Origin of the sequence: Rhodococcus sp. 06-462-5 (assembly GCF_002258315.1) — a bacterium.
Lineage (GTDB): Bacteria > Actinomycetota > Actinomycetes > Mycobacteriales > Mycobacteriaceae > Rhodococcoides.
In genome coordinates, this window is sequence record NZ_NOYD01000048.1 from 74,815 (window position 1) to 100,689 (window position 25,875).

24 protein-coding genes and 1 pseudogene are annotated in these 25,875 nt (G+C 62.2%); 10 read left to right on the forward strand and 15 right to left on the reverse strand.

Going from position 1 to position 25,875, the window contains the following annotated elements; all coding sequences use genetic code 11:
• Positions 1-17 precede the first annotated feature (17 nt).
• A complete protein-coding gene (locus CH251_RS21590; protein WP_256979223.1) occupies positions 18-3,314 on the forward strand; it encodes a type I restriction endonuclease subunit R in 3,297 nt (1,098 codons plus the stop codon).
• A gap of 413 nt (positions 3,315-3,727) precedes the next feature.
• Positions 3,728-4,219 (forward strand): hypothetical protein, encoded by a 492-nt coding sequence (locus CH251_RS27270; protein WP_143537876.1) that lies wholly within the window; start codon positions 3,728-3,730, stop codon positions 4,217-4,219.
• 149 nt (positions 4,220-4,368) lie between these two features.
• Here CH251_RS27270 and CH251_RS27610 read toward each other — a convergent pair whose 3' ends face one another.
• Positions 4,369-4,533, reverse strand: coding sequence for a hypothetical protein (locus CH251_RS27610; RefSeq protein ID WP_179273527.1), 165 nt, complete (start codon positions 4,531-4,533; stop codon positions 4,369-4,371).
• 144 nt (positions 4,534-4,677) lie between these two features.
• Between CH251_RS27610 and CH251_RS21610 the strand changes: the two genes are divergently transcribed.
• From CH251_RS21610 to CH251_RS21620, 3 genes and pseudogenes are all read left to right on the forward strand, one after another.
• A complete protein-coding gene (locus CH251_RS21610; protein ID WP_094615005.1) occupies positions 4,678-4,911 on the forward strand; it encodes a hypothetical protein in 234 nt (77 codons plus the stop codon).
• Positions 4,886-4,999, forward strand: a pseudogene (locus CH251_RS28310) (transposase); the annotation flags it as partial. The gene CH251_RS21610 and the pseudogene CH251_RS28310, both read left to right, overlap by 26 nt.
• A gap of 139 nt (positions 5,000-5,138) precedes the next feature.
• Positions 5,139-5,366: a transposase gene (locus tag CH251_RS21620; protein ID WP_094615006.1), complete on the forward strand. Its 228-nt coding sequence runs from the start codon at positions 5,139-5,141 to the stop codon at positions 5,364-5,366.
• Between the two features lie 209 nt (positions 5,367-5,575).
• Here the strand turns inward: CH251_RS21620 and CH251_RS21625 are convergent, their stop codons facing one another.
• From CH251_RS21625 to CH251_RS21640, 4 genes are all read right to left on the reverse strand, one after another.
• Positions 5,576-6,673 (reverse strand): TMCO4 family protein, encoded by a 1,098-nt coding sequence (locus tag CH251_RS21625; protein WP_256979224.1) that lies wholly within the window; start codon positions 6,671-6,673, stop codon positions 5,576-5,578.
• A 656-nt stretch (positions 6,674-7,329) separates the two neighbouring features.
• The gene (locus CH251_RS21630; RefSeq protein ID WP_094615008.1) at positions 7,330-7,557 is read right to left on the reverse strand and encodes a hypothetical protein; all 228 of its coding nucleotides are present in this window, start codon (positions 7,555-7,557) and stop codon (positions 7,330-7,332) included.
• A 107-nt stretch (positions 7,558-7,664) separates the two neighbouring features.
• Positions 7,665-8,318, reverse strand: a complete 654-nt coding sequence (locus CH251_RS21635; RefSeq protein ID WP_094615009.1) for a response regulator transcription factor — start codon at positions 8,316-8,318, stop codon at positions 7,665-7,667.
• A 38-nt stretch (positions 8,319-8,356) separates the two neighbouring features.
• The gene (locus CH251_RS21640) at positions 8,357-9,562 is read right to left on the reverse strand and encodes a sensor histidine kinase (protein ID WP_306436826.1); all 1,206 of its coding nucleotides are present in this window, start codon (positions 9,560-9,562) and stop codon (positions 8,357-8,359) included.
• A gap of 165 nt (positions 9,563-9,727) precedes the next feature.
• On the opposite strand from CH251_RS21640, the gene CH251_RS21645 reads away from it, so the two are divergent.
• Both CH251_RS21645 and CH251_RS21650 read left to right on the forward strand, forming a co-directional pair.
• Entirely contained in the window at positions 9,728-10,351 is a 624-nt protein-coding gene (locus CH251_RS21645) for a DUF4352 domain-containing protein (protein WP_094615044.1), read from the forward strand.
• Between the two features lie 79 nt (positions 10,352-10,430).
• Positions 10,431-11,075 (forward strand): vWA domain-containing protein, encoded by a 645-nt coding sequence (locus CH251_RS21650; RefSeq protein ID WP_094615011.1) that lies wholly within the window; start codon positions 10,431-10,433, stop codon positions 11,073-11,075.
• Positions 11,076-11,207: 132 nt separating this feature from the next.
• On the opposite strand, the gene CH251_RS21655 is transcribed toward CH251_RS21650, so the two are convergent.
• Entirely contained in the window at positions 11,208-11,552 is a 345-nt protein-coding gene (locus CH251_RS21655; RefSeq protein WP_094615012.1) for a hypothetical protein, read from the reverse strand.
• A gap of 1,209 nt (positions 11,553-12,761) precedes the next feature.
• Positions 12,762-13,664 (reverse strand): HNH endonuclease, encoded by a 903-nt coding sequence (locus tag CH251_RS21670; RefSeq protein WP_256979227.1) that lies wholly within the window; start codon positions 13,662-13,664, stop codon positions 12,762-12,764.
• Positions 13,665-13,895: 231 nt separating this feature from the next.
• Here CH251_RS21670 and CH251_RS21675 point away from each other — a divergent pair, with 231 nt between their 5' ends.
• Positions 13,896-14,195: a nucleoside triphosphate pyrophosphohydrolase gene (locus CH251_RS21675; protein WP_094615016.1), complete on the forward strand. Its 300-nt coding sequence runs from the start codon at positions 13,896-13,898 to the stop codon at positions 14,193-14,195.
• Positions 14,196-14,380: 185 nt separating this feature from the next.
• On the opposite strand, the gene CH251_RS21680 is transcribed toward CH251_RS21675, so the two are convergent.
• Positions 14,381-15,073, reverse strand: a complete 693-nt coding sequence (locus tag CH251_RS21680; RefSeq protein WP_218828320.1) for an SDR family NAD(P)-dependent oxidoreductase — start codon at positions 15,071-15,073, stop codon at positions 14,381-14,383.
• A gap of 90 nt (positions 15,074-15,163) precedes the next feature.
• On the opposite strand from CH251_RS21680, the gene CH251_RS21685 reads away from it, so the two are divergent.
• Positions 15,164-15,997, forward strand: a complete 834-nt coding sequence (locus tag CH251_RS21685; RefSeq protein WP_094615045.1) for a LysR family transcriptional regulator — start codon at positions 15,164-15,166, stop codon at positions 15,995-15,997.
• A gap of 36 nt (positions 15,998-16,033) precedes the next feature.
• Here the strand turns inward: CH251_RS21685 and CH251_RS21690 are convergent, their stop codons facing one another.
• The 7 genes from CH251_RS21690 to CH251_RS21720 form a co-directional block, all read right to left on the reverse strand.
• The gene (locus tag CH251_RS21690; protein ID WP_094615018.1) at positions 16,034-16,855 is read right to left on the reverse strand and encodes an ABC transporter permease; all 822 of its coding nucleotides are present in this window, start codon (positions 16,853-16,855) and stop codon (positions 16,034-16,036) included.
• Complete coding sequence (locus tag CH251_RS21695) at positions 16,855-17,679, reverse strand: ABC transporter permease (protein ID WP_094615019.1); 825 nt, start codon at positions 17,677-17,679, stop codon at positions 16,855-16,857. Before CH251_RS21695 ends, CH251_RS21690 begins: the two co-directional genes overlap by 1 nt.
• A complete protein-coding gene (locus CH251_RS21700; RefSeq protein ID WP_371831886.1) occupies positions 17,676-18,440 on the reverse strand; it encodes an ABC transporter ATP-binding protein in 765 nt (254 codons plus the stop codon). Before CH251_RS21700 ends, CH251_RS21695 begins: the two co-directional genes overlap by 4 nt.
• 76 nt (positions 18,441-18,516) lie before the next feature.
• Positions 18,517-19,533, reverse strand: a complete 1,017-nt coding sequence (locus CH251_RS21705; protein ID WP_094615021.1) for an ABC transporter substrate-binding protein — start codon at positions 19,531-19,533, stop codon at positions 18,517-18,519.
• Positions 19,534-19,708: 175 nt separating this feature from the next.
• Positions 19,709-20,968: an amidase gene (locus CH251_RS21710; protein ID WP_256979228.1), complete on the reverse strand. Its 1,260-nt coding sequence runs from the start codon at positions 20,966-20,968 to the stop codon at positions 19,709-19,711.
• Positions 20,914-22,731, reverse strand: a complete 1,818-nt coding sequence (locus tag CH251_RS21715; protein WP_094615022.1) for a hydantoinase B/oxoprolinase family protein — start codon at positions 22,729-22,731, stop codon at positions 20,914-20,916. The genes CH251_RS21710 and CH251_RS21715 overlap by 55 nt, the downstream gene beginning before the upstream one ends.
• Positions 22,728-24,809 carry a hydantoinase/oxoprolinase family protein gene (locus tag CH251_RS21720; protein ID WP_094615023.1) on the reverse strand — a complete coding sequence of 694 codons (2,082 nt, stop codon included), beginning with the start codon at positions 24,807-24,809 and terminating at the stop codon, positions 22,728-22,730. The genes CH251_RS21715 and CH251_RS21720 overlap by 4 nt, the downstream gene beginning before the upstream one ends.
• A gap of 315 nt (positions 24,810-25,124) precedes the next feature.
• Here CH251_RS21720 and CH251_RS21725 point away from each other — a divergent pair, with 315 nt between their 5' ends.
• A complete protein-coding gene (locus tag CH251_RS21725; RefSeq protein WP_243595429.1) occupies positions 25,125-25,859 on the forward strand; it encodes a FadR/GntR family transcriptional regulator in 735 nt (244 codons plus the stop codon).
• Positions 25,860-25,875 lie beyond the last annotated feature (16 nt).

Below are 25,875 nucleotides of genomic sequence, written 5' to 3' on the forward strand. Positions count from 1 at the left end.
CTACTGGCCCGGAGTACATGTACGTCGAAAAGCCGAGCATCGAACTTTTGACCGAGCTGGGCTGGATCCCCGTCGATGCCTTCCATGAGGTGCTGGGACCCGAGGGAACTTTAGGCCGCGATTCCAGACGTGATGTCGTGCTCACCCATCGGTTGCGATTCGCGATGCGCAAGCTCAACCCCGAGCATGTGCCCGACAACTCGATCAACGAGGCGATCGAGGTGTTAACCAAGGATCGCCCTGTGATCGACAGGGTGAAGGCCAACCGCGAGGTCCATGGACTGCTGCGTGACGGTTATCGGGCCGAGTGGACTGACGACCGCGGCGAGAAGCAGGTTGAGATGCTGCGCTTCATCGACCTCGGTGCGCCGCTGAAAAACGACTTGCTGGCGGTGCAGCAGTTGTGGGTTAAGGGCAACCTGCATAGTCGGCGGCTGGATCTGGCGTTGTTCGTCAACGGAATCCCATTGGTGGTCATGGAGTTCAAGGAGCCGAACGAGTCGGTCAAGGCGGCGTACGACAACAACCTGACTGACTACCGCGACACCATCCCACAGCTCTTCACCCCGAACTGTTTCGTGCTGTTGTCCAACGGCAGTCAGGCCAAGGTCGGGTCGACGTATTCGCCGTACGAGTTCTTCAACGACTGGAAGGTGATTGACGCCCAGGGCACGCGCGGGGCGATTGCCCTGGAGACCGCACTGCGTGGCACTTGTGACCCGTCAGTGCTGCTGGACCTTCTGGAGAACTTCGTCGCATACATGGAGCGTCCGGGTGGACTGATCAAGATCATGGCGCGTTCGCACCAGTTCCATGGAGTCAACGCGGCGATGGAGAACCTCCACAGGGCGCGGGCCGCGCAGGACAAGCGCCTCGGTGTTTTCTGGCACACCCAGGGGTCCGGCAAGTCGCTATCGATGCTGTGGTTCACCCAAAAGGTGCTGCGTCAGGTGTCCGGCAAGTGGACGTTCGTCATGGTGACGGACCGCAAAGAGCTCGACACTCAGTTGCACGGCGAATTTGCCGACGCAGGGGCGATCTCTCCCGAGGCTCGGGTGCATGCAGAGTCCGTGGCGCACCTACGCAAACTGCTTGCCGCCGATCACCGGTATGTGTTCACGCTGATCCAGAAGTTTCAACCCTCCAAGTCGCTGGAGGAGCGGCAAATGCCGGTCCTGTCGACTCGGTCGGATGTCATCGTCATCACCGACGAGGCACATCGCAGCCAGTACGACACACTTGCACTGAACATGCGCACCGCGTTGCCGAATGCGTCCATGATGGGCTTCACCGGAACCCCGTTGATTGCTGGCGACGAGCAGGCCACGAAAGAGCAGTTCGGCGACTACGTCAGCATCTACAACTTCCGCGATGCGATCGATGACGGTGCGACAGTCCCGCTGTACTACGAGAACCGCATCCCGGAGTTGCAGTTGGTGAACGAGAACTTCTCCGAGGAACTTAACGAACTGCTGGAGGAAGCCGAGCTCGACGAAGACGCCGAGGGACAGCTGGCCCGTGAGTTTGGCACGCAGTATACGCTGCTGACCCGTCCGGAGCGTCTGCACACCATCGCCAAGGACCTCGTTGCTCATTTCGTGGGCCGTGGCTTCAGCGGCAAGGCCATGTACGTCGGGCTCGACAAGGCCGCCGCAGTGCGGATGTACAACCTCGTGAAGGCGGCCTGGGCGAACCATCTGTCCGAGTTGAGGATTCAGCACGACGCACTGCCCGAACTTGAGCGACCGTGGTTGGCCTCTCGCATCGAGTTGATGGAAACGACCGACATGGCGGTCGTGGTCTCGCAGAGCCAGAACGAGCTGAAGATGTTGGACGATCTCGCCCTGGACATCCGGCCGCATCGGGAGCGGATGAACGGCGAGGACCTGGCCGAGAAGTTCAAGGACCCCAAAGACCCGCTGCGGCTGGTGTTCGTCTGTGCAATGTGGATGACCGGTTTCGACGCGCCTAGCGTCTCGTCGATCTATCTCGATCGGCCGATGCGCAACCACACGTTGATGCAGACAATCGCTCGCGCCAACCGAGTCTTCCCGGAGAAGGACAACGGGCTGATCGTCGACTACGTCGGGGTCTTCCGGAATCTGGAGAAGGCGCTGGCGATCTACGGGGCTGCCGATGCGGGCGAGTCGCCGATCGAGATTATCGACGCCCTAGCGGGTGAGCTGGACGCGGCGGTGACTGAACTGTTCACCTTCTGTTCCGGTGTGGGAGTGGACCTCGCCGCGATGCGCGACGCCGAAGGGTTCGACCACGTCGCCAAACGTGACGCCGCTGTCGAAGCATTTTTGGTCGACGAGGAGACCCGGACCGACTTCCAGCAGCGAGCCCGGCAGGTTCGGAAGCTTTTCAAGGCCCTCCTGCCAAACCCCAAAGCTGCTGTTCAACAACGCAACGTCGCCGCGGTCCGAGTTCTCGCCCAACGCATCGCAGAGGTGTCGCGTCCACCCAAGGCCGACCTGGGCACCGTTACGGACGCAGTTGATGCCCTACTCGACAGATCCGTCGGTGCCGAAGAGTACGTCATTCGGGCCGCTGCCGAGGGAACCAAGCCAGATCCGCTGATCGATCTGTCGCAGATCGATTTCGAGGGCCTGGCAGCCAGGCTCGCCGGCCGGAAGCGAGCAGAAACCGACAGGCTGGCTCAACTGCTGCGACAGCAGTCCATCGCGGCGGCCTCTCGTAACCCGACTCGCTATGAGCTAGTCGAGCGAATCGAGAAGCTGATCGATGATTACAACTCCGGCAGCGTGAACATTGATGAGTACCTTCGTCGACTTATCGAACTCTCCAAGACACTAACGGTCGAAGAGGAGCGCTCGGCACGCGAAGGCTTGACCGAGGAAGAGCTCGCGATCTTCGATCTGCTGACCCAGCCTGATCCAGTGCTCACTCACGAGGAACGAGACACGGTCAAGGGCAGCGCGAAGAAGCTGCTGGAACATTTGCACGACAAGCTGGTCCAGGACTGGCGTCGCAAAGTTGATGTAAAGAATGACGTCGACAGCACGATTCGGCGGATACTCGACCACGAGCTACCCGAGATGCCCTACACGCCTGGGATCTTCACGTCCAAGGTGCAGCTGGTCTTTGACCACGTCCTCACGGCATATGGGGATGATGGCGAGAGTGCGTACTCACCGAAAGTCGATGTCCAATGGTCTGGGCAGCCAATTGCCTACGACGGACCGCTGGACGTGAACAGAATCGCTGATGACGTGGTTGCCCGAATCCGTATTGACCCTGACTTCGCTGCTCAGGTGGCGGCGCAGTTGAGCGCCTCTGACGCTACGTAAAATGTCGACTTTTTTAGCCTCGATCTTCGTCGAGCTGAAGGCCCGGCTTGAGCTCGACGAGATTGTGTCTTCCTCTGGTCGCGCTCGACGGGGTGACCGATGTTGTCAGTGATTGCTCGGGCTCCACGGTTCGAGGTGCGGGGTTATTTACGGGCGTTGGGTTGCGGTCAGACGGGCGCGGATAGCGCCGTCAGATCGACGTGCAGCGTCCGAGATCGGACATATTTGCTCGACCACGTCCAGTCGATCACGGAGCCCTGTGTCCGGAAGCACCTTCGCATCTACTGTCAGCGGCAAGATCACGGCCATCTCCAGTTCGGTGGCACTGTCTGCAGCGGCGATGCTCTCGCTTGCTTTCCCGACACTTGCGCCTTGCATCGTGACAAAATGAAACACATCGCGACGCGGAATCGATGATCAATACGGCAAGACACCCGCCTACTAAGGAGCCCGAAATTACAAGCACAGACCTTGTCTATGGAGTGAATGCAGGGCATCTGATTTTTGTTGAGAGGCAACTTGCTGAGGATCTCGTGCTGCTACGAACTGGCCTAGCGACTTGGGGTGCTGCTAGGAGCGAACTGAGGCCCAGTCGTTGGGATGAGATGGTCGAACTGTTCGGCGACTATGAGAAGGGCATGCCGTCCGATGACGAGGAGTTCGACCTTGAGGCCATTCCTGGATTCGCCGATGGGGACTGGCCCGAGTGGCCGGCTCAATTAATGCTAAAGCTCGTGCCAGGTTCGATTGTCGCTAAGTATGGACGGAAAGTCGACAGCGTCTTTAACGGCAAATTTCTCGAATTTGATGCTGCCGACGAGGATATAATCGTCTCCGAGATGAAAGACGCTGGCTTCGCCTGCTCCAGGGATGACGGCTTCGTCGCGACAGCAAGTGGGTTGTGAGTATTTAGTTCGGGGAAAAGAATTTGGACTACTCCGTCAGGCCCCTCAAACTCCGCCAGTGAACTTCACACCGCATTTCGCTGCACCACCACCGTCTCTTCATGTCGAGTGAATAGGTGTCAAAGGCTCTGGCTCCTACGGTGCCGGGTTCACCCGAGCCGCGCCGCCCGCAGGAGCGGCCACATCGTCGTCGAGGTGACTCGACCCGACCCGACCGTGCCGAACGGCATCGAGTCGGCAAGTCCGACCCCATCGACGCCCACCTGGCAGCGCGCCGCGAAGTCGGGTCGAGCGAACGCCGTACCGAAAGACAAACAGATCGAACCTCTGCGTGCGCTGCACAACGCACGGCACTCCTCGGTCAAGGCACGCACGGCCGCGATCAATCAGATCCACTCGATGCTCATCACTGAACCTGGCATCATTCGCGCGAAACAGGCTGCACCGAAACATGTTCGATGCTCAAGGCATTGGCGAAGACCCCGACATCGATGGGCGACTCCCGTGATGAAGGCGTACTGGTCGCACTGTCCGCGATCGCGCAGCGAGTGCACTTCCTCGACGCTCAGATCACCGATCTGACCACACGCCTCGACGTACTGGTCATCGCCACAAACCCCGGACTGCGAACGGCCCACGGGATCGGCCCGGACTGCCGCTCAGTTGTTGATCACAGCTGGCTCGCACCCTGACCGGCTCACGACCGAGGCAGCATTGGCCGCGCTCTGTGGCGTCTCACCGGTGCCTGCATCATCGGGCAAGACGGTCCGCCACCGGCTATCGCGAGGTGGTGATCGCGGAGCGAACAACGCCCTGTACCGCATCGCTCTGGTGCGGATATGTCCACCGCGAACCTCGCACCCGCGCCTACGTAGCTCGACAGAGGGCGGCCGGCCGTTCGACACCGGAGACTATCCGGATGCTCAAGCGCGGAATTGTTCGAGAAGTCTTTCGCCTGCTGACCATCACTGTCGAGGTTCCCGACATCAGTGGCCTTCGACCGGCGCTGCAGGCCCGCCACATCACTCTCGCCCGAGCACCTCGACACTTCCAGGTCTGGCCAGCCACCATCTCGCAACTCGAATTCGGCAGACGATGCAACGACGACCTCGCAAACAACTACCGAAAATGGCTACTCACCGCTTGACACCAAAAGAGCTTCAGGTGTGTCGAAGATGCTTGTGGTGTGTCACCGGTGAGCCGTAGACACACCACAATCCACGAGTCAACTGAACGTGGGAGTCCTAGTCTGAGGGTGCGGTAATTGCGCATTCCGCGCCAATGCACGTCTGCGCCAACCGCCCGATCTGGACCGCAACTCTGGCCAGGCGAGCAGTACACGGCAGGAAAGCCTTATCAGCTGGGCTCCACGCTTTGAAGATATTTCGAATGCCCAGCGACAACAGCGGAGACGTCGTGGTCGTGGATGCGGGCGAACTCGGTGCGGAAGCCTGCGAATCCGACCGCCGTCTGCCCACCCTGGGCGGCCGGATAGGCGTACTTGAGGACACCGTCGTTCGATGAGTGATAGTTGTGCACAGCACCGGTAACCGCTTTGCTGAGAAGTCGCCAGTCACCCTTCGACCCGATTGCGGCGCCTAGGAGGTGGACCGTGTCAATCTTCGGCCCGCTCTTCGATGTCGCAAGGGTCTCGGCCGCTGTGGCCGCAACGCGGGCACCGAGGCTGTGTCCGACAAGCACGTAGCTCTTTGCATCGGTTCTCGCCAACAGCCCTGCCAGAGCCACACCTGTTCGGTCTGCCTTGACTTTTGCAGTATGCCAAGGGTTCTTCGCAATGGCAGCTATCGCGAGGGCGGGTGCCAAGGGCCCCAACTTCTTCGCGCCTGCTTTTGTCGCCTTTGCCGCCAGCCCCTTGAGCCCCAGCGCCGCAGCGGGTTGTCCACCCATTGCCTTCACCATTCCTGCTAAGTCTCCGAGATCATTGCTCCCCCAGTGAACTCGATAGATCGGTGAATCCGGGTAGCGTCGTGCGACGAGCTTTCTCCAGTCGGAACGTGTGTCTGTCCCTTCGCTGAACAGTCCATTCGCGACGATCACGGCTACCCCGGAGCCCGGCTTGATCAGTTCGATGTTGAACGAGTTGTCAGCACCGATGTAAGCAGTTGTCACCGAACTACCCAGTGCACCGCCAAGGGCTCCGCCAACGGCTGCGACGACTGCTGTCCCGCCAACCATCCCCAGCCCACCCGCAGCGATCGAGCCACCACCAAGCAAAGCCAACCCGTAACTGCTGGCCGCGGCTCCGGCGTAGCCACCCCCCGCGATGCTCAGACTGCCGATTGCCCCGCCGATCGCCGGGGCAGCAAGAAAAGCACCGGTCGCGAGTGCACCCGCGGAAAGAACAGAGATCGCTGCGATACGTGATCCTAGTGCGAGATTACGGCGCTCGAATTTGAGGAATTCGTGGTAATCCTCCAGCGCACCAAAGTTCAAGGACGCCTTTTCGAACCCGGGGATCTCGTGCTTGTGCTCGGCGCAGTACCGCGGAACCAGTACCGCTGCGAAACCTCGTGTGGCCATGTTGGCGCACCCTGGACCTGCGCATCCCAGTGTCGGCGAACCGCACGATTCGCACAGGTACGCGGGGATCGTGCCGAATCCTTGTGTCAAGCGCCGATGGTCGCTTCGGGTGAAGCATGCTGAACACCACGAATTCTTCGACGCTGTTCCTAGTTTGTCGACCAGTTCTGCGATGCCAGCCGCAGTCTTACGATGTGCCATTGCCTGCGTGTGATGGCTTTCCCGCTCAGCGCCGTCGGTAAGGGTTCGGTACAGGTGATCGTGCTTGGCGAAGGCCCACGCGTTGTGGACCAAGGCGGGGTTGGTTCCCAATGCATCGTCACCCAGGACGCGAGGCTCCAGATCGTTGAGTGCGCCGTTGCAGCGCATCGTCAACCCGTCCGGGCTGCGAACCTCGGCTTCGAATTCGGCGTCCCCGAGTGAGCGAAATACGACTTCAGCGTTCTTTCCCATTATTTGCCTTCCCAATTCTTCGACCAGCTTCGACGCAAATCTATCGAGTGTGTTCGGATCGCTGCCGGTTGCCCTCTATTGAGGAACGCCGGCCCCTTCTGGTGTTCAAGCCGACATCATGCGTTGGCGGGAAACAGCGGGTGAGACGGCGGCACGTTGCTGTATGACATGAGCACCACCGTCGTCGACACCGAGAACGAAGAACACGTGTAGCGCGGGCGAAAGCTAGAGCTGGTGGGCACGATGACCGCATCGCACGCAATAGACTCGAGAAGACCGCGAACCACGAACACATGTCCGGTCAGCGTGCTCGTTGTGGGCTGGTCGGCAACCGGTGTGGTCACGTGGCTCCTCGTGTAGATCGATTCGGGCAGTGTGAAGGTACCAATAAGGAAGCGAGATACGTGGACACTGAATTCAATTGGCGATTAGTACATCTGACGCGGCTCGCTCACGAAACCATTCCTGCCCGGAAGGCAGCCAACGCCGCCTCGACTCGATTGCGGACCCCGAGCTTCACGAAGATCCCGGAGATATGGGTCTTCACCGTCGTCTCGCTCAGATACAGCTCGGAGGAGATGTCCGCATTGGTCGAACCAGTAGCCAAGATACGCAGCACATCTCGCTCCCGTGGGCTCAGCACATCCATCGACACCGATTGCCGGGCCACCGGCAACACCGACGTTGCCACGATCTTCCGAAGCGAATCCTCACTGAACAGCGTGTTGCCAGATGCCACCGCCCGAACCGACTGATGGAACGTCTCGGGCGCCTCGCTTTTGCTCAAGAAGCTGTGCGCCCCTGCCTCGATGGCCCGTACCACCAGATCGTCCACATCCATCGCCGTCATCGCAATGACTTTCGGCGGATGGGCCAGCGTCATCAGCTCGCGGGTGGAGTCCAGTCCGCCGACCCGTCGCATCTGAAGATCCATCAGCACCACGTGTGGCCGGAACGCCGCCACTGCAGCGGACACCTGGTCGCCGTCTTCGACGTCGGCCACCACCGAAATATCCGGGGTCTTCGCGAAGATGTCGGTCACTCCACGTCGAACGAAGGGGTCGTCGTCGACGATCAGAACGGTGATCACGGCTGGCGTTGTCATGGTTCGCTGAGCTTAGAACGCGCTTCCGACACCGTCCGTCAGGAGTACCACGGCAACCAACATGACACCACGAACTCACCCGGCTGCGCACCGGCACTGAACGTGCCGCCCACCCCGCGGACCTGTTCGGCCAATCCTGCCAACCCCGTACCCGACCCGTGCGCAAACGCCGGTTGCCCCATCAGCTGATTGCGTACGTCCACGCGAACGCCCGTCTGATCGGACCCGTGCACCGCCACCCGAATGGTCGAACCGTTGGCGTGCTTCTGGGCGTTGGTAAGTGATTCCTGCACCACCCGATACGCCACATGACTGCTCGCAGCGCCAATTTCACCGGGCGTCACGTCGAGCATCATCGTCGTGTGCAAGCCCGCGTCTCGCGCCGAGTGCACCAGATCAGAGATGCCCTCGACACTCTGCCGGCCACCGCTCGAGGCATCGGCCGATCCGCGCAGCACGCCGATGATGCGCTTGAGCTCGTCGAGCGCATCGTGGGCGGTCTGCCGAATCATCGACGCCGTCTGGGCTACCTTCTCGGGCCCGTCGGCGCTGTTGACCTGCATTCCGCCTGCGAACAACGAGATGCGACTGAGGCTGGCAGCGAGGGTGTCGTGCATGTCGCGGGCGATGCGGGCACGTTCCGCATTCAGCAGCATCTCCTCACGAAGTGCGTTGGACTCCACCGTCACCTTGTCTCGCGAGACGACGGCCTCCGTCAGGTCGGATCGTGTGCGGCGCAGTATTGCTCCGCCCACGACCAACCCGACTAGCACTGCCGCGACGACCCACGGAATCCACGCGGGGACGTCCCATTCGACCGGCACGGATCCGTCCTCGGCCTTCGTCGAGCCGATGGTCAGGACGGAGTAGTACCGACTGCGATGCGCGTCGTACGTCAACGACACCCCGCACGCGACGTATACCGCGACGGTAGCCATCACAAGCGGCTTGGTGCGTGCGAAGGCACCGACGGCAAAGAGGGCAATCAACGCTGCCGTCGCATCGGTGGCGAAGAACAGCGGCCCGGCCAGGGCCAGTCCTAGAACCACCCATGGCCGTTCATGTCGCCAGATCAACGCGACACCCGCGATCAGGTTGAGCGTGACGCCGATGCCCAGGTTCCACCCCGGCGTCCCGGACGAGCCCGCCAACCCGGCGGTCATCAACGAGCAGAACAGGCTGAAGGCCACCGCCGCCGTAGTCCAGGCTTTGCGGCGCAGGGTGCCTGTCCGGTGGGTGCTCACGAACTGCAGCGTACGGCCGAGCACCGACACCGCGAATCGTCCTATCGGCCCGCATCACTGTCCGAATGCGACCGAAAGGAGGAGGCGTACCGACCGGTCAGCCGAGGCGTGGACAGGGCGGACTGCGGTGTGGTTGATGCATCGCCGAACGAGAGGAATTTCGACATGACCAACCACAACCCGAACCCCCAGCAGCAATACGCCCCGCCCGCTCCCGAGCAGAAGAAGAGTTGGTTTGCTCGGCACAAGATCCTGACCGTCATCCTGGCGGTCGTCGTGCTGGGTGTTCTCATTCGACTCATCGGTGGTGGTTCGTCGGAGAGCCCGACAGCTCCCGCGCCGGCCGGATCCCCGTCGTCGGAAGAAGCGGCTCCCGCGGCCCCGGCCGAGCCGACTCAGCCAGGTATCGGCGTCCCAGTGCGCGACGGCAAGTTCGAGTTCGTTGTCACGGCCGTCGCACCACCCGTAGCGACCGTCGGCTCGGAGTACCTGACGCAGACAGCGCAGGGCGAGTACGTCCAGGTGATGATGTCCGTGCGCAACATCGGCGATCGAGCACAGAGCTTGGACGCGTCCTCGCAGAAGTTGCTCGACGCGGACGGCAAGCAGTACTCGGTCGACAGCCTCGCAACTGCCTACCTCGACGAGGGCATCGGCTACGAGCAAATCAACCCGGGCAACGCGCTGGACACGACCGTCGTGTTCGACGTCCCCGTCGGGACCGTGCCTGCGGAAATCGAGCTGCATGATTCGGCGTTCTCGGGCGGTACGACGGTTGCGCTGCGGTAGCCGTCACCGATCGCTCTTCCGTTATCTCTCAATCTAATTCACTCGAAGCAGTTTCGGCTGCGATCTACGGAAGGACATCATGACCAACCCTCAGCTATCCCTTGTCGCTGCACTGCTCGACCGGTCCGGCTCGATGCATTCCATCGCCGACGACACCCGCGGCGGATTCGATTCGTTCATTGCCAGGGAGCGTGAGGCCGACGGCCGGACCGTGGTCACGCTGGCGCAGTTCGACAACCGGTACGAGCTGGTCTACGACAACGTGCCGATCGAGGACGTCGACCCGCTCATGCTCGAGCCGCGGGGTGGCACCGCGTTGTACGACGCGATCGGCCGGCTCGTCAGCGAGGTCGGGGCCGGACTGGCCACAATGCCGGAGGATGAGCGCCCCGGCTCGGTAACGGTGCTCGTGATGACGGACGGTCACGAGAATTCGAGCCAGGAGTGGACGAATTCGGCTGTGCGAGAATTGATCCAGCGGCAGGAGGCTGAGTACAACTGGGACTTCGTGTTTCTGGGTTCGAATATCGATGCCGTCCAGCTGGGTGCCGATCTGGGCTTTCAGCGTGGCAAGTCGATGACGTACGTCTCGACGTCGGTGGGTGTGACGGCAGCCTTCGTTTCGGTGGCGGACTACCAGAATCGAAAGCGCTCGGCCGGCGTCGATGCGTGTTCGGTATCGGCTTTCACTCCAGAGGACCGCAGACGAGCGCGAGGGGAGTAGGGGCTAAGTCAGTCGCGGGCGACACGCGGTTCTTTGCTGGGACTAGACCGCCGACCGCATCAGTGTTGGATTTCGCATCGCCGCCGAGCAGCTCAGATAATCGTTCTGAGCCGATCGACCGCGGCTACTGAGTTAAGGCTGTGTCGGGAAGTGACCGTGTGTGCCGAACTGGTGGCCCTGCAGGAAGGCCTCATTCTGAGCGTTCGCGCTGTTGATCAGACGCTGTTGTTCCTGCTGGGCAGCCAACTTCTTCGCCTCGTTCGACTTGTAGATCTTCATGCCGATCCAGATCGCCGCGATGACGAACAGCACCCATGGATTGGATCCCACGAACCCGATGGCGAGCAGCACCAGGAACGCGGTCAGTATCGGATGACGACGCGGCCACGATCGTTGTGGCACAACGTATCCGACATGGGTGGTCTGATGGATGTTGATCGTGCCGTAGTTCGGGCTGTTGTGGAACTGGTTGCTCATCGTTTGTCTCTCTCGAATGCCGCGGGTCTGGTGCCCGGCACTGAGCCAGACAGTTACGACCATATGGTCGGTTTCAATGGCGGAGGTGTTACAACGCGAATGCGTCGGATCTTAGTTGCCCACGGACTTGCACAGATCGGGATCGGTGATGTACCCCGCCTCGCAGCCCGATCGGGTCTGGATATCGCCCGACGTCGGCGGTTCTCCGCACGCAAGGCCGCACCGATCTGCACCGATCACGAAGGAGCCGTCAGGCCAATAACATTCGTTCGAGTTGCAGGAATATCCGCGGCCGGACGTCGTGCCTGTAGGTAGCGGAGTGACCGCGTCCGGATCGGGACGGGTCGCTCCGTTGTACGGGTTCCGACACACGTAGCCGTCGCACTCGAATGTGTTGGCTTCTCGTTCGGACCGCAGGTATCCATCGCCGTCCAGCTCATCGAAACACCACTGTGAAAAACGCGTGGTGCCGTCGCTCCATCGGGCAGGCCCCGGGGTCCCGAACAGACACTCGACAACGAAGGGCTCGGCCGGGGTAGGCGCAGCTTCGATTTCGGACACCGGACTCCCTACCGGAGTGAGGGTGGGCATAGGTTCCGAGCTATTGGTTACCGCCGGGGTAGGGACGGTGGCGGACGTCGACGGAGTGGTCGCGCCAGGGTTGGGGGTACTCGATGTCGCGTCTGAGCTGCAGCCGCTCAAGATCAGCAGGCCTGACACAACGGCGACCACCAACGAAACACGCAACGCTACATTCCGATCTGTATAGAGAAGGGGCTACCTCGCGAGCCCGTTGAGTATCGGGGTTTGGCGTACGGCGTTACAGCCGAATACAGCTGTGCTTCCGGCGCTACAGCAACAACGTAAATGCGGATGGCCTCCGCTTTTTCGACACAGCGCTCGCCTCTGAATTGCACTGCCCGAGTGAGATTCGTAATGGGCGATACTATGACGCGTGCTGGATGGCGTCGTTTACTTCATGCATAGATCCGCGGCAGCACTCGTCCCGGCACTTTTGAATCTTGCTTCGACCGAGGGGGACATATTTCGGCGACGAGCAGTCCCAGGAACGCGGGTCCGAAGGTCATTCTCATAGCCGTCGCCAACGCTGGCAGCACCGCCGGGAGGACGATCTGACGGATCAACCTGGGCCAGCTCACTTGCAATTACGCGCCATCTTCAAGTGGATTCGCCCTCGTGTTGGTCGATCTACTCGGGCGCGAAGATATTCCCCACGTCGATGTGGTACCCCTGCAACCAGGAATAGTCGACTTGCATAGCTGTGATTTTGTTTCGGCCCAACCAGATTGGTGAGCCGTCTGGTTGGCTGGCATACAGTCCTCGTGCCGAAGTGACCACTCGATCGAACTGCACAGGCCAGTCGATGCTCGCCGCCAATTCGGTGATGGGGTCGCGGCCACGGTCGAGCGCGCGTAGGACGTGTGATCGCTCGGGCAGCAGCTGAGACTTGCTCGTGTTGCACGACGGGCATGCCAACACCAAGTTCGCGAGGCCGTCGATGCCCACTCTCGACCACGGGAGTACGTGATCGACATGGGCGTCCGACCCCACGCGCGCCGAACAATAAAAGCATGTCGGACCGAAGGCCTCGATCAACGCGGCTTTGGGACGGATCAGTGCGATTCGGCTGCTGCCGAAGAGATGGCCTTCGAGATCTGGCACGCGCTCGTCGAGGAAGCTGTTCTTTCGCCGGACATCGTCGACCCATGCAAGCATCAACGCGGGCTTGAGCAACGAGGACAATCGCGCCAGAGCAAAACACACTCCCGGGTACAGCGTGATCCGGTTGCCATGTGCCAGGACGGTGTTCGTGCCCATCTTGGCGCTCATCCAACTGTCGTCATACAAAAATGACTCGCCTGCGTACCCGCCCGGAACTCGTTGCAGGCGATGCAGCGGCTGTTGCACGAGTACAAGCTTCACCTTCTTGATCATCTCGCGGAACAGACCGGGGCTTCTCCGGGCGGCGATGTCCAACGGCGTTTCTCTGCCGGCGGTTGCCGTGGCACGAGCAAACTCCCGAACAGCGTCGGGAATCGTTGCTCTCGCCTGCGTCGACTGGCGGAGATAATGACCGTCGAAGTCACGCACCTGCCGCCAGTAGAGACTGACAACGCGCTCGGCCAAGTCGTCGAGATCGACATCGACCGCTGAGCCGTGGTCCTCGGGAACGTTTTCGACCGAGAATTCGAGTAGCGCGACCAGGACGGCCAGCTTGTAGGTGGCGACACGCGCGCCCGAGTCGAGAACGCTGACCAGGTGCTGCCCGAGTGTCAGCGGATCAGCGGGCGAGGGAATCGACATACCTGCACACTACTGAGCATGGGAAAACTTGTTCGTGATTTGATTCCGTCGATCATCGAAGCCTCGGGTCGCGTCCCCAAATATCGAATCCTTGAGACTGAGGATTATGGAAACGCGCTGATTGACAAATTGTTTGAAGAAGCACGCGAGTTTCGCGACGCATCAACGGAAGGTAGGCCGGAGGAGTTGGCCGATGTCCTCGAGGTCGTGCGCGCACTCGCCGCACATCTTGGCCTGACCAACGAGGCTCTCGATACGGTAGCTGCTGACAAGCGATCACAACGTGGTGGCTTTGAGCAGCGGATCTGGCTTGAGTAGCGCCTGTTCATTGTTGCGCAAGGCACGAGGCAAGTCGGTTCGCTGACCGTTCTAGTTATGACAAACGGTCATGAGAACTCAGGCATGGAGTGCGCGAATGCTGCTGTGCTAGAACTTATCCAACGGCAAGAGGTTGACTGTAGCTGGGACTTCGTATTCTCGGGATCGAACCGATACCGAGAGTCTCACCAGGCCACCGATCCGGCGTCGTCGAAGAATCCGCCCCGCGGGCCATCGTCGGGCAGGGTGGCGAGCTTCAGTGCGATGCGCGCACCCTCCTCCGGCGTGCGTGTGGATGCAAATCCGGTGAAATCCGTTGCCACATAACCCGGGCAGCATGCATTCACGATCACCGCAGTGTCCACGAGCTGCCGTGCGTACTGCGCGGTCATCGCGTTCACCATGGTCTTGGATGGAGCATATGCCGCCATGATCGGGCCGGTCTGTAGCGCGAGCGAGCCCATGTTGCTCGAGACATTGACGATGCGTGGCGAGGCAGAGCGAAGAAGCGTCGGAAGCAATGCGTTCGTCGCCCTGATGACCCCGAATACGTTGGTGTCCAATGTAGTCCGCAATACGTCGATATCCAGCGTCGTCGGATTCTGTTGGTCGCCGCCGGAAATGCCTGCATTGTTCACCAGTATGTCCAGGTCGTCGATCGAGGCGGCGGCGGCAGCAACGCTGGCGTCCGACGTGACATCGAGAGGGACTCCGAACGCATCGATGCCCGCAGCACGAAGCTTGTCGACCGCCTCCTGGCGTCGTGCATCGTTGCGGGCCCCGACTCCTACTCTGATTCCCTGCATTCCGAGTCCGTGTGCGATAGCAAAGCCGATCCCTTTGTTGGCGCCGGTGATCAGCGCGGTCTTCGTCGTCATGCGGTCCATGGTCGGCGTCGAGCGCAGGTGCGTCCAATACCGATCGACCAACTAGTGATACTCGACGGGTATCACAGCTACGCTTTCGGAGTGGACGATCTCGAAACACGCGAACTCCGGTATTTCATCGCCGTTGCCGAGGAGCTGCACTTCGGGCGCGCAGCGCAACGCCTGGGGATCGCTCAGCCACCGCTCTCGCGAGCGATCAGCAGGTTGGAGCGCCGACTCGGCGTCGCCCTCCTGGATCGGAATCGTCGTGGAGTCGCACTCACTGCAGCCGGTGCCGTGCTCCTGAGGGACGCAGCGACGGCGCTCGACGCGGTCGCAGCGGCAGCGCAGCGAGCACGAGCCGCCGGTGCCCGAGTCAAGCTGGTGACCAAAGCCGGTGCATCCCATGAGCTCCTACGCCGCGTTCTCGAAGCGCACCCCGCTGAGGTCGACGTCATGTTGTGCGAAGTCGGTGAGCAGGCCGGATATCTTCGCCGTGGTGATGCTGACGTGGCGTTGATGCATCGCCCCGTCGATGACCTCGTTGGGTTCGATTCCAAGGACCTCCTTACCGAGGGGCAGGTCGCGATCGTTCCGCGTGATCACTTCTTGGCCTCGAAAGACGAACTGAGCATGGACGATATCCGTGACGTCTCGGATCTACCGATGGCTCGGTGGCCACAGCTCGACGGCACCTATCCGAAGGGGCCCGGGCCTGAGGTGCGTGCTCAATCGCAGATCGCCCAACTGGTTGCGCTGGGTCAGGCGCTGCTGGTGATTCCAGCGTCGAGTCGCGCGTGGCAGTGGCCCGAGCATGTGGCCGTACCTGTCGTTGATGCGCCGATGATCACGACGGTCATTGCATGGCCGGCCGGAGTCCGATTGCCTGCGGTAGCTGCATTGGTCCAGTCGGCCGTCGGGATTGCGTTCGAGTGACGGACCGTAAACCCTCGGCGCGCCGATCGACTGCGATTACCGTCCGCCGTATTTCGAGGTGATGCGCGTTTCCAACCACTGCAGGGCGATGGTGGGCGGCAATGCCATCACGAGGATCAGTACAACCGTGCCCATGATGTTTTCCATCCGTACCAGGCTGACGTTGCGCAGGAGTTCGTATCCGATGCCGCTGGATGACGAGAACATCTCGGCGAGAAGCAAACCCAGGAACGCCAAGCCGAAGGTCATCCGCATACCCGTCGCCAGTGCCGGCAGCACCGCAGGAATCACGATCTGACGGATCAAGCGAGGCCAGCTCACCTGCAGTGACGCGGCCATTCTCAGGTGAATTCTTTGGACCGATGCTGTGGCCTCGACAGCGACGAGGAACATCGGGATGAAGGCGGCGTAGAACGAGAACCCGAATCGGCTCAGTGCACCGATACCGAGGAACGACAGGAAGATCGGGTACAGCACGATCTTCGGGATGCTGTTGATCGAGTAGACGATCGGGGCGATGGTTCGGGTCCAGAACGGACTCAGGCCCAGCGTCAGGCCAAGCAGCGAACCCACGACGGTGCTCGCCAGGAACGCGAGCACGAGAATGCGCAGAGAGTCACCGACATTGGCGCGGAAGTCTGCTTTGCCCAGGTCCTCGACGAGCGAGGCCATGGCCTCGGCAGGCGTCGGGAAGATGAGACTGTCGACCAGAACGGCCGAGACCCACCAGATCAGCACCGCGACGACGGCGACGACCACGGGTGGCAAGAACCGTCGGGCGTTGGTGCGGCCCGCGGACGAGGTCACCTTCGGGGGAGCGGTGGGTGTGGTGGCAACTCTGTCCAAGGTGCTGCTCATCAGCGGCGCCTCCAATCGAATCGGTTGAGCGCGAGCGAGATCAGCGAGGTCGAGAGCAGAGCGATCAGCGCCACGATGAGGATCCCGGCGTACATGTCGGCGATGTCGAACCCGTCGTAGGCGATGGAGATGAAGTGGCCCAGGCCTTGCGTCGACAGGATGAACTCACTGGCCAACACCGAGATGACGGCGTACGAGAGCCCGAGCTTGAGTCCGGTGACGATGCTCGGCAACGCGTACGGAAGAAGCACCGATCGGAAGTACTGCCACCGCGTCAACATCAGTGTCGTTCCGAGCTTGGTGACGATCGGCGACACCGCATTGAAACCGGTGCGTGCGTTCAGCGCCACCACACCGAACGCGAAGATGGTGGACAGGATGGCAATCGGAGCGACACCGGCACCGAACAGCACCACCATGATGGGGTACAGCGCGAACGTCGGGACGGCGTAGTAGACGTTGAGGTACGGCTGAAACGCTCTGTCCCACAACTCGTACCGCCACAGGACATACGCAGCGGCGACACCGAGTACGGAGCTGAGCACGAACGTGAGGACGATGATGCCCAGCGTTCGGCCCAACTCATCGATCAGGAAGTCCGGATCGGTCAGTAGGCCCAGCGACGTCGAGATCATGTCGGTCACCGGAACGATGTCCAGGGGGGATGCGAAGAAGCGTGCCGAGATATCGATGGCCACCAGTGCCGCGACGAGGATGAGCACGGTCCATCCCCATGCGGGGAGACCGAGTTGGGTGGAGGGTGCAGGCCGGATGTATCCGGGCACGACGGAGGCGCGGTTGCTCTCGCGCGTCGGCGCACTCATGGTTCGATGCTCATCGTCTTCTTGGCCTCGTCGCGCAGACTCGACCAGATACGTTCGTGCAGAGCAGTAGCCGCTGGGCTAGCGAGGACGTCCTCGGAGCGCGGACGAGGCAGGTCGATGTCCATCTCGTCGATGAACCGACCGGGCCGCGCGCTCATCACCAGTACGCGATCGGACAGCAGTACCGCCTCCTGAATGCTGTGGGTGATGAACAGGACTCCACACGTCAGCTTTTCGACGATCTTGAGCAGCTCGTAGGACATCACCAACCGCGTCTGCTCGTCGAGTGCTCCGAACGGCTCGTCCGCGAGTATGAGGTCGGGTTCCATGGACAGGCAGCGCGCGATGGCCACACGCTGACGCATACCGCCGGACAACTGGGTGGGGTAGTGGTCGCCGAACTTGCTCAGCCCCACAGTGTTCAGCAGCTCGTCGGCGCGGGACCGACGTTCCTTCTTACCGACGCCGCGGACTTCGAGAGCGAACGCGACGTTGTCACGGACGGTCCGCCAGGGCAGCGTCGCCGATTCCTGGAAGATGACTGCCGTCTTGGATCGAGGGCCGGTGAGCGGTTGGCCGTCGACGTGCACGGTGCCGCCGTCGTGATCCTGTAGGCCGGCGAACACCTCGAGCAGAGTGGACTTGCCGCAGCCACTGGGGCCGACGACGGAGACGAATTCGCCTCGGCCGATGGACAAGTCGATCTCGTGGAGGGCGGTCACATCACCGAAGTGCCGCGACACCGACGAGGCGACGGCAATGGCGGAGGTGGTGTCGGGGCGGGGTCGAGTCGCTGCGTGAGTCACGTCGCTACCTTCTGGTGGTGGGAAATTGCGGTCAGGAGTCGCAGTCACCGGGCAAGTCGTCTGCGACTCCCTCGGCGAGGAATTCCGGGTCGAACAAGGTGCAGAAATTGGGCACGCGATCGCTGCCTGACGCCTCCACTCCGTCCTGCGCGGACAGGACCGACGCAGTATCGAAGCCGCCGCCCCAAGTGCCGACCGAGGATGCACGTTCGACCACTGCGGTGGCCGACTCCACGTCGAATCCCGTATACGCCGCGTAGATCTCTGCGGCGGCAACAGGATCGGCCTCGATCGACGCGACCGCCTCGGTGTAACCGGCATTGATCGCGCGTACGACGCCGGGATTGCTCGCGGCGTAGTCCTTGGTGGTGGTAATCGTCGACTGCAGGAACCGCGACATGTAGTCGGGGCTGCTGACGATCAGCTTGAAATCCTCGGGTCGCTGTTCGGCGACGATGGAGGGAACGAGAGCGATATCGACGTTGCCGGCTTCGAGAAGTGCGAAGCCTTCACCGATTCCGCCGGATGCGACCCGCTCGATCCGACCCGGGTCGACGCCCGCGAGTGAGGGAATGAGGCGGGTGAGGGCATCGGAGGCCGAGTTGGGGCGGGTGTAAGCCCACCGACGGACGTCCTCGATGGAGTTGATGTTGGGGTTCGAGGCGAGCGCGTAGAAATTCATCGGGTACGGCCCCTGAGTGCCACCGCCGACGATGCGCAGTTCAGAGCCGGCCGCATCCGCCTGCACGATCGACGGGTAACTGACCTCGCCGATGGGGATGTTGCCGTCGAGCAGCGTGCGCATGGTCGCGCTACCGCCCTTGCCCGGCACGATGTTCTCCACGATCACACCGTGCTTCTCGAACAGTCCCTGCTTCTGCGCGACAAGCCAAGGGATGCTGTAGATTTCGGCCGCTGCCGAGACGGTGACATCGATCGTGACCGGATTGGCGGGGTCCGCGTCGGGACCGGGATCGGATCCACAAGCCACCAATGCGGCGGACAGCGTCAGTGCTGCCATGATGGACGTCGCTCGACGTAAATGCATCTGCGTCCTCGCTGGATGATCGGCGTGACGGTGCCGAAGTGGGAGTGTCGGCTGTCGCATGCCCACCCGCAGTGAGACGTACGTAACAGCTGTGTTCTACCTAAACATAAGATGTTTAGGGCGTCAAGGTGGGTTGAAATCGGACAAAGGCGCGATAATCCGCGAGCAGTTCCGGTTAAAGATCTGATGTATGCGGTGGTATTGCCCGGTGCCAGTTGGTCACCGACTGAAAGAGCTCGCCCAAGCCGAACAACGCGCCCTCACGGTGCGCCGCAGCGGTGAGTTGCGCTCCCACCGGCATTCCCGAGGACGAGTGGAAGCCGACCGGCAGAGCCAGCGTCGGGCCGTTGTGCAACGACCACGGGTACGTGAATTGTCCCATCCGGCGCGAGAGCGCAACAACGTCGTCGCCCCCGTCCCTCGGGGGAACATCGACGGGCATGGCCGGGGTCAGCACGACGTCGACGGTCTCGAACGTGGCGGTCATAGCCTGATGGAACCGATCACGGCCGGTGAGTGCACGGGCACGGTCGAACTCGGAGATGCTCAGGCCCAACGCTATTCGCTCGTAGGTCGCGGGTTGGAAACGTGAGGGCTCGGTGTCGAGCCTGTGCCGATGGCGGCGAGCGAGGTCGCTGTACACGATCGTGTAGACGATGTCCTGGGCATCGGCGGCATGCCCCAGCTCGACGGGGACGATCTCGTACCCCAGCTCGGCGAACGTGCGCACCGCGGCAGTGACGGTCTGTGCGACGCCCGGATCCACGTCCGCGGTGAGGAAGACGGTCGGGACACCGATACGCGTGACGGCTGATGGTTCGGACGGGCTGGGGGACAGGACGTCGAACAGAGCCTTCACCTCGGCCACCGACCGCGCCATCGGGCCGACGGTGTCGAATTGCTCGCTCACGGGGAACACACCGTCGTTGCTGATGGATCCCCAGCTCGGGCGGAGACCGGTGATTCCGCATGCCGCGGCGGGTAGCCGCACCGACCCGCCGGTGTCGGTGCCCAGTGATGCGTCGACCAACCCGGCGGCGACGGCGATCCCCGATCCGCCACTCGACCCGCCGGGCACCCGGATGCGATCCCACGGGTTGTACGACGGACCAGCGGCCGAGTTCTGTGAGGTGACGCCGACGGCGAACTCGGCCATGTTCAGTTTCGCGACCACAGACCCGCCTGCGCGTCGCAGACGGGTGACGACCGCGGCGTCCGCGGCAGCGACGTTGTCCTCGAAGAACTCAGACGCGCAGGTAGTCTCGACGCCGGCCACGTCGATGTTGTCCTTGACGCCGATGCGCAGGCCGGACAGGGGCCCCGGGGTGTCGTTCCGGTCGTCGATCCACCGGACGACACCGCCGAAGGTCCCGTCCTCGATCAGGCTGCGCTCCGCGCGCGCAGCTCGGCCGTCGCGTCCTCGTCGATCGTCCACGAATCGGTGTTCACGACCACACCGTAGTCGCGTCGAGCATCGTCCTCGGTGAGGTACTCGTCCCAGACGTCGCTGAGCACCTGGAACGGATCACGCTCGAACGGGTTTCCGAATCCACCGCCCGAGGGAAGTTTGATCTCCAGCGTCTCACCGGAACGAATCGTCTCCTGAGTGACCTTGGAGTACAACACTTCCTCGCGATCGGTCCCGGCGTTCCTGGTGAACGAGCCGGACACACCGTTGTGGCCACCGAGGGCTCCGGCCGGAGGATCCGACCGGTTGTCGGCCTCGGAACCGAGGAACGTATCGGTCTCCATCAACCACTTGCGCACACTGCCGATACCGCCGCGCCACTTGCCCGGTGCGGGCGCCTCGTCGCGCAGCTCGTACCGCAACGCACGCATGGCGTGGTTGAGCTCGAGCTCCTCGATGGGATTGTTGCGGGTGTTGGCCATCAGGGCGTCGACGGCGTCCATACCGTCCTTGCCGTTGCGGCCACCGTACGATCCCTCGTTGATCTCGATGTAGACCCAATAGGATTCGCCGTCCGGCGCGATGCCGGAATAGGCGATGGCGCACAGAGCGGCGGACGATCCCGCGATCGCATGATCCGGAAGCACCGGGGCCAGAGCGAGATTGATCGAGTCGAACACGCGGTTGACCTGTGAGAACCGCGCGAAGCACGATGCGGGGAAGTCCGGATTGAAGATCGTGCCCTCGGGGGCATAGGCCTTGACGGGTCGGAAGCACCCGTCGTTCTGGGGAACGAATTCCTCGGTCAGGTCCTCGTCGAGCAGAATCGTGCGAATGGCCGAGACGGCCACCGGTAGAACCGAACCCTCGAACGGGACGTTGAACGCGGTGGGCACCTGGCTGTTGGAGCCGGTGAGGTCGATGAGAATGTCTTCGCCCTCGACCTGCACCCGCACGGCCACCTTGAGCGGTTCGTCGCGGTTCTTACCGTCGTCGTCGAGGTATCCGATGGGCGCGGTGTAGCTGCCGTCGGGAATCTCTCGAATCTTTTTGCGCAGCATCGATTCGGAGTAGTCCATCCAGCGTTCGCCCGCGCTCATGACGGTGTCGAGGCCGTACTTCTCGAGCAGCTCGGTGAATCGCTTCTCCCCGATTCGCGAGCAGGCGATCAATGCCTCGAGGTCGCCGCGGTTCTGCTCGGGCGTGCGGACGTTGTCGAGGATGTGCTGGATCAGGTAGTCGTTGCGGACCCCGGCCTCGTAGATCTTCATCGAGTCCATGAGCTTGCCCTCGGCCCACACGTCGACGACATCCATGCACAGGCCGGGGAAGTTGCCGCCGACGTCGGACACGTGACCGGTACACCCGGCGAAGCCGATGTGCTCGCCCTTCCAGAAGATCGGAATGATCACGCCGTAGTCGGGGGAGTGAGCCGCTCCGTGGTACGGATGGTTGTGCAGCACCACATCTCCGGGCTTGTACGTTCCGGCGAGGCGACGGTTGACACCCTTGATGTAGGCGGGAATCGAACCACAGTGCATCGGAGTCGAATCCGACTCACACAGTTCACGTCCGTTGATGTCGAAGATGCCCGCGCCGAGGTCCTCGGACTCTCGGATGAGCGAGGAGTACGCCATACGGTAGAGCACCTGGGCCATCTCCTTGGCCATCGACTGCAGTGCTCCGCCGATGACGCGCAGGGTGATGGGATCGACCTCGACGTCGTTCCAGGTTCGAGTGGATTCGCCCGCCAGTGACACTCCGGTGGTGGGCATCAGCGCCTTGCTCATGCGGGGGTCCTCTCGATGATGATGTGGCCGACGGCGTCGACGGTGGCGTGCTGATTCATGCCGATGATCGTGGTGGAATCGAACTGCTCGACGATCGCAGGACCGTCGATCTCGTTGTTCGCCAACAACAACGACCGCTCGTACACCGGGGTGTCCACCCACTGCGGCGCGGACGTCTCGTCCTGCCAGAACAGCGCCTGCGTCGTCGTCTTGATCGCGGCCGAGGAGTCGGCGGTACCCACGGCGATGTCGGCGATCTGCACGTGGGGGACCGCACCCACGCCGGTGACGCGGACGTTGATCAGCTGTACGGGCTTGTCGTCGAACCGCTGTGAGTAGGTGCGCCCGTGCACGTCGTGGAACGCCTCGGCGACGGTCTTGACCCACACGTCGTCGATGTTGCCGTCCGGCGCGGCGACGCGGAGTTCGTAGCCCTGGCCGACGTACCGGCAGTCGACGCTGCGTTCGAGCGAGATGTTCTCGGCCGCAACGCCGTCCTTCTCGAGCTGCGCGACGGCGAGGGCCGACAGACGCTCGATCTGCTCCTGCAGAAGTTCGATGTTCGGGTCTGCGGACGAGGTCCACACCGTCGTCGGCTCTTCGTAACGGATGTCGGTGGTGAGCAGGCCGACGGCGGAGGTGATGCCTGGGTGACCAGGGACGATCACGCGTGGAATACCGAGCTGGTCGGCGATCTGCCACGCGAACAGCGGCCCCGCTCCACCCTCGGCGATGAGTGAGAAGTCGCGCGGGTCATAGCCTTTGCGGACCGAGTGCAGGCTGATCGCCTCGGTCATGGAATGGGCGAGGATCTTGAAGATGCCCATCGCGGCGTCGTCGAGTGGCGTGTCGAGCTTGTCGGCGATGTGCGTCTGAATCGCCTGACGTGCCAGCTCGGGCTTGACCTCCATGGTTCCGGACAGGAAGCTCTTCTCGCGCAGCCATCCCATCATCACCATGGCGTCGGTGGAGGTCGGTTCGGTTCCGCCGTGCCCGTAACAGGCCGGGCCGGGGACGGCACCCGCACTGCGTGGTCCGACGCGGAACATGCCTCCGTCGTCGACCACGGCGATGGAACCGCCGCCGGCACCGATGGTGTCGACCTCGGCCATCGGCACCATCGCGTGGTAGTCACCGATTCGGGTGTCGAGCAGATGCTTCATGCGCAGCGCGCCGTCCGGTGCCACACCGACGTCCGCGGAGGTGCCGCCGACATCGAGGGTGATGACACTGGGAAACCCGGACGCCTTGCCGATGGCGCAGCCACCCAGCAAGCCGGCGACCACGCCGCTGGTCAGCAGTGAGACCGGGATTTCGCTGGCGCTGCGCGAGGTGACGAGCCCGCCCGCGGAGGTCATGAGGTGCACGTCCTCGCCGACCTGCGCCGCCTTGGCCTTACCCGCCAAGTTCTCGATGTACTTCGAGGTCTTCGGTCCGATGAAGGCGTTGAGCGCTGCGGTCGAAAAGCGTTCGTACTCTCGGTATTGCGGGGCGACTTCGCTGGAGAGTGAGATGAAGACGCCCGGAAACTCCTCCTCGATGATGGCTCTGACGCGTTGCTCGTGAGTCGGATTCCGGTATGAGTGCAGGAATGCGACGGCGATGGCCTGCACTCCTCGGTCACGCAGCAGTCGAACCTGTTCGCGCACAGCATCTTCGTCGAGCGGGGTCAGAATGTTCCCTGCGGCGTCGATGCGTTCGGGGACCACCCGACGGTTGCGTCGCGGCACGAGCTGCCACTTCTGCCACGGAAGATCCTGGTAGTTCGAGTAATTGAGAGGACGCTTCTTGCGCGCGATGTGCAGCAGGTCGCGGAAACCCTCGGTGGTGATCATGCCGACGTCGCAGCCGTTGTGCTCGAGCACGATGTTGGTGGCCACAGTGGTGCCGTGGAAGAACATGTCGATTTCGGACGGGCCGATCCCTGCGCGTTCGGCGAGGACCTTGATTCCGTCCATCGTGCCGATCGAGGGGTCGTGGTTTGTGGACGGGGTCTTGTGCACGACGACCGTGCCGTCGTCGTCCCACAGGACGAGGTCGGTGAACGTGCCGCCGACGTCGACTCCAATGCGTTTCATGCTGCGTCCGTTCTGTCGGTGCCCGAGTGGAGCGGGAAGGCGTGCTCCGCCTGTTTACGAAGTCGTTGGGTCACCGCGGAGGTGACATGAGTCATAGTGCTGATGATCGGCGAGAAAAGCAATACCTCTGATGTATTGGGGCTGAATTCTCAGGATTCGCGGTCCGATCCGGGACCATGCCGACGATTCCTCGCTAAAAAGCGGATGTATCGAGGGTCGAGATCCCAGCATCTCGGAGCAGCGGCCAGGCTAAGCTCGAGCCGACCAGTACCCACCGGTCAGCAGAAGCAGTCGAGTGACAACCAGGGGGAAGACGTGGCCCAATCGGCACCGCTCAAGGCGACGGCCAAGAGCGTCCCCGCGTATGCGGTTCTTGCGGGACATCTGCGTACCCGCATTCTGTCCGGTGAGCTGCAACCGGGTGAGCGGCTCCCTGGCGAAGCCGAGCTCACTGCCGAGTTCGGCGTCGGACGCAGCACGATTCGTGAAGCACTCCGATCCCTGGCCAGCCAGAATCTGATCGAGACGACCAGGGGAGTGACCGGGGGAAGCTTCGTCGCCGTCCCCAGCGTCGGGCACATCAGTGAGCACCTGGAAACCGGTGTGGCGTTGATGGCCGCCGCCGAGACCGTCACGGTCGACCAGCTGATGGAAGTGCGCAACCTGATGGAGGTGCCGGCCGCCGGCATCGCTGCATTCCGTCGCACCGACGAGCATCTCGAGCAGCTCAACGCGTCGATCTTCGACCCCAACGACGTGCAGGGCCCAGAAACGTTCACCAAGAACCAGGAATTCCACCTGGTCCTGCTCCGTGCAGCGCACAACCCGCTGCTCGAGCTCATCACGGCTCCCGTATTCCGAGTGTTGTCCGGCCGATTCGGCCGCGACCACGCACCCGAGGGCTTCTGGCAGTGCGTCGACAGCGACCATCGCGGTCTGCTCGACGTGGTGGCCGCCGGGGATTCCATGGCTGCGATGGATCTGATGCGTAAGCACCTCGACCACCTCGGAGACTCGTACCGACAGATGGACCGACTGCGCACCTCCTGAAACATCTGCTCTTTAC

Bases quoted from the DNA above. Each gene is read 5' to 3' on its own strand.
- CH251_RS21635 (WP_094615009.1), bottom strand. From the start codon at position 8,318: ATGACAACGCCAGCCGTGATCACCGTTCTGATCGTCGACGACGACCCC.
- CH251_RS21610 (WP_094615005.1), top strand. From the start codon at position 4,678: ATGCTCAAGGCATTGGCGAAGACCCCGACATCGATGGGCGACTCCCGT.
- CH251_RS21680 (WP_218828320.1), bottom strand. From the start codon at position 15,073: ATGACGACGAAGACCGCGCTGATCACCGGCGCCAACAAAGGGATCGGC.
- CH251_RS21705 (WP_094615021.1), bottom strand. From the start codon at position 19,533: ATGCATTTACGTCGAGCGACGTCCATCATGGCAGCACTGACGCTGTCC.
- CH251_RS27270 (WP_143537876.1), top strand. From the start codon at position 3,728: ATGATCAATACGGCAAGACACCCGCCTACTAAGGAGCCCGAAATTACA.
- CH251_RS21675 (WP_094615016.1), top strand. From the start codon at position 13,896: ATGGGAAAACTTGTTCGTGATTTGATTCCGTCGATCATCGAAGCCTCG.
- CH251_RS21720 (WP_094615023.1), bottom strand. From the start codon at position 24,809: ATGAAACGCATTGGAGTCGACGTCGGCGGCACGTTCACCGACCTCGTC.
- CH251_RS21590 (WP_256979223.1), top strand. From the start codon at position 18: ATGTACGTCGAAAAGCCGAGCATCGAACTTTTGACCGAGCTGGGCTGG.
- CH251_RS21655 (WP_094615012.1), bottom strand. From the start codon at position 11,552: ATGAGCAACCAGTTCCACAACAGCCCGAACTACGGCACGATCAACATC.
- CH251_RS21650 (WP_094615011.1), top strand. From the start codon at position 10,431: ATGACCAACCCTCAGCTATCCCTTGTCGCTGCACTGCTCGACCGGTCC.
- CH251_RS21695 (WP_094615019.1), bottom strand. From the start codon at position 17,679: ATGAGTGCGCCGACGCGCGAGAGCAACCGCGCCTCCGTCGTGCCCGGA.
- CH251_RS21645 (WP_094615044.1), top strand. From the start codon at position 9,728: ATGACCAACCACAACCCGAACCCCCAGCAGCAATACGCCCCGCCCGCT.
- CH251_RS21620 (WP_094615006.1), top strand. From the start codon at position 5,139: ATGCTCAAGCGCGGAATTGTTCGAGAAGTCTTTCGCCTGCTGACCATC.
- CH251_RS21690 (WP_094615018.1), bottom strand. From the start codon at position 16,855: ATGAGCAGCACCTTGGACAGAGTTGCCACCACACCCACCGCTCCCCCG.
- CH251_RS21715 (WP_094615022.1), bottom strand. From the start codon at position 22,731: ATGAGCAAGGCGCTGATGCCCACCACCGGAGTGTCACTGGCGGGCGAA.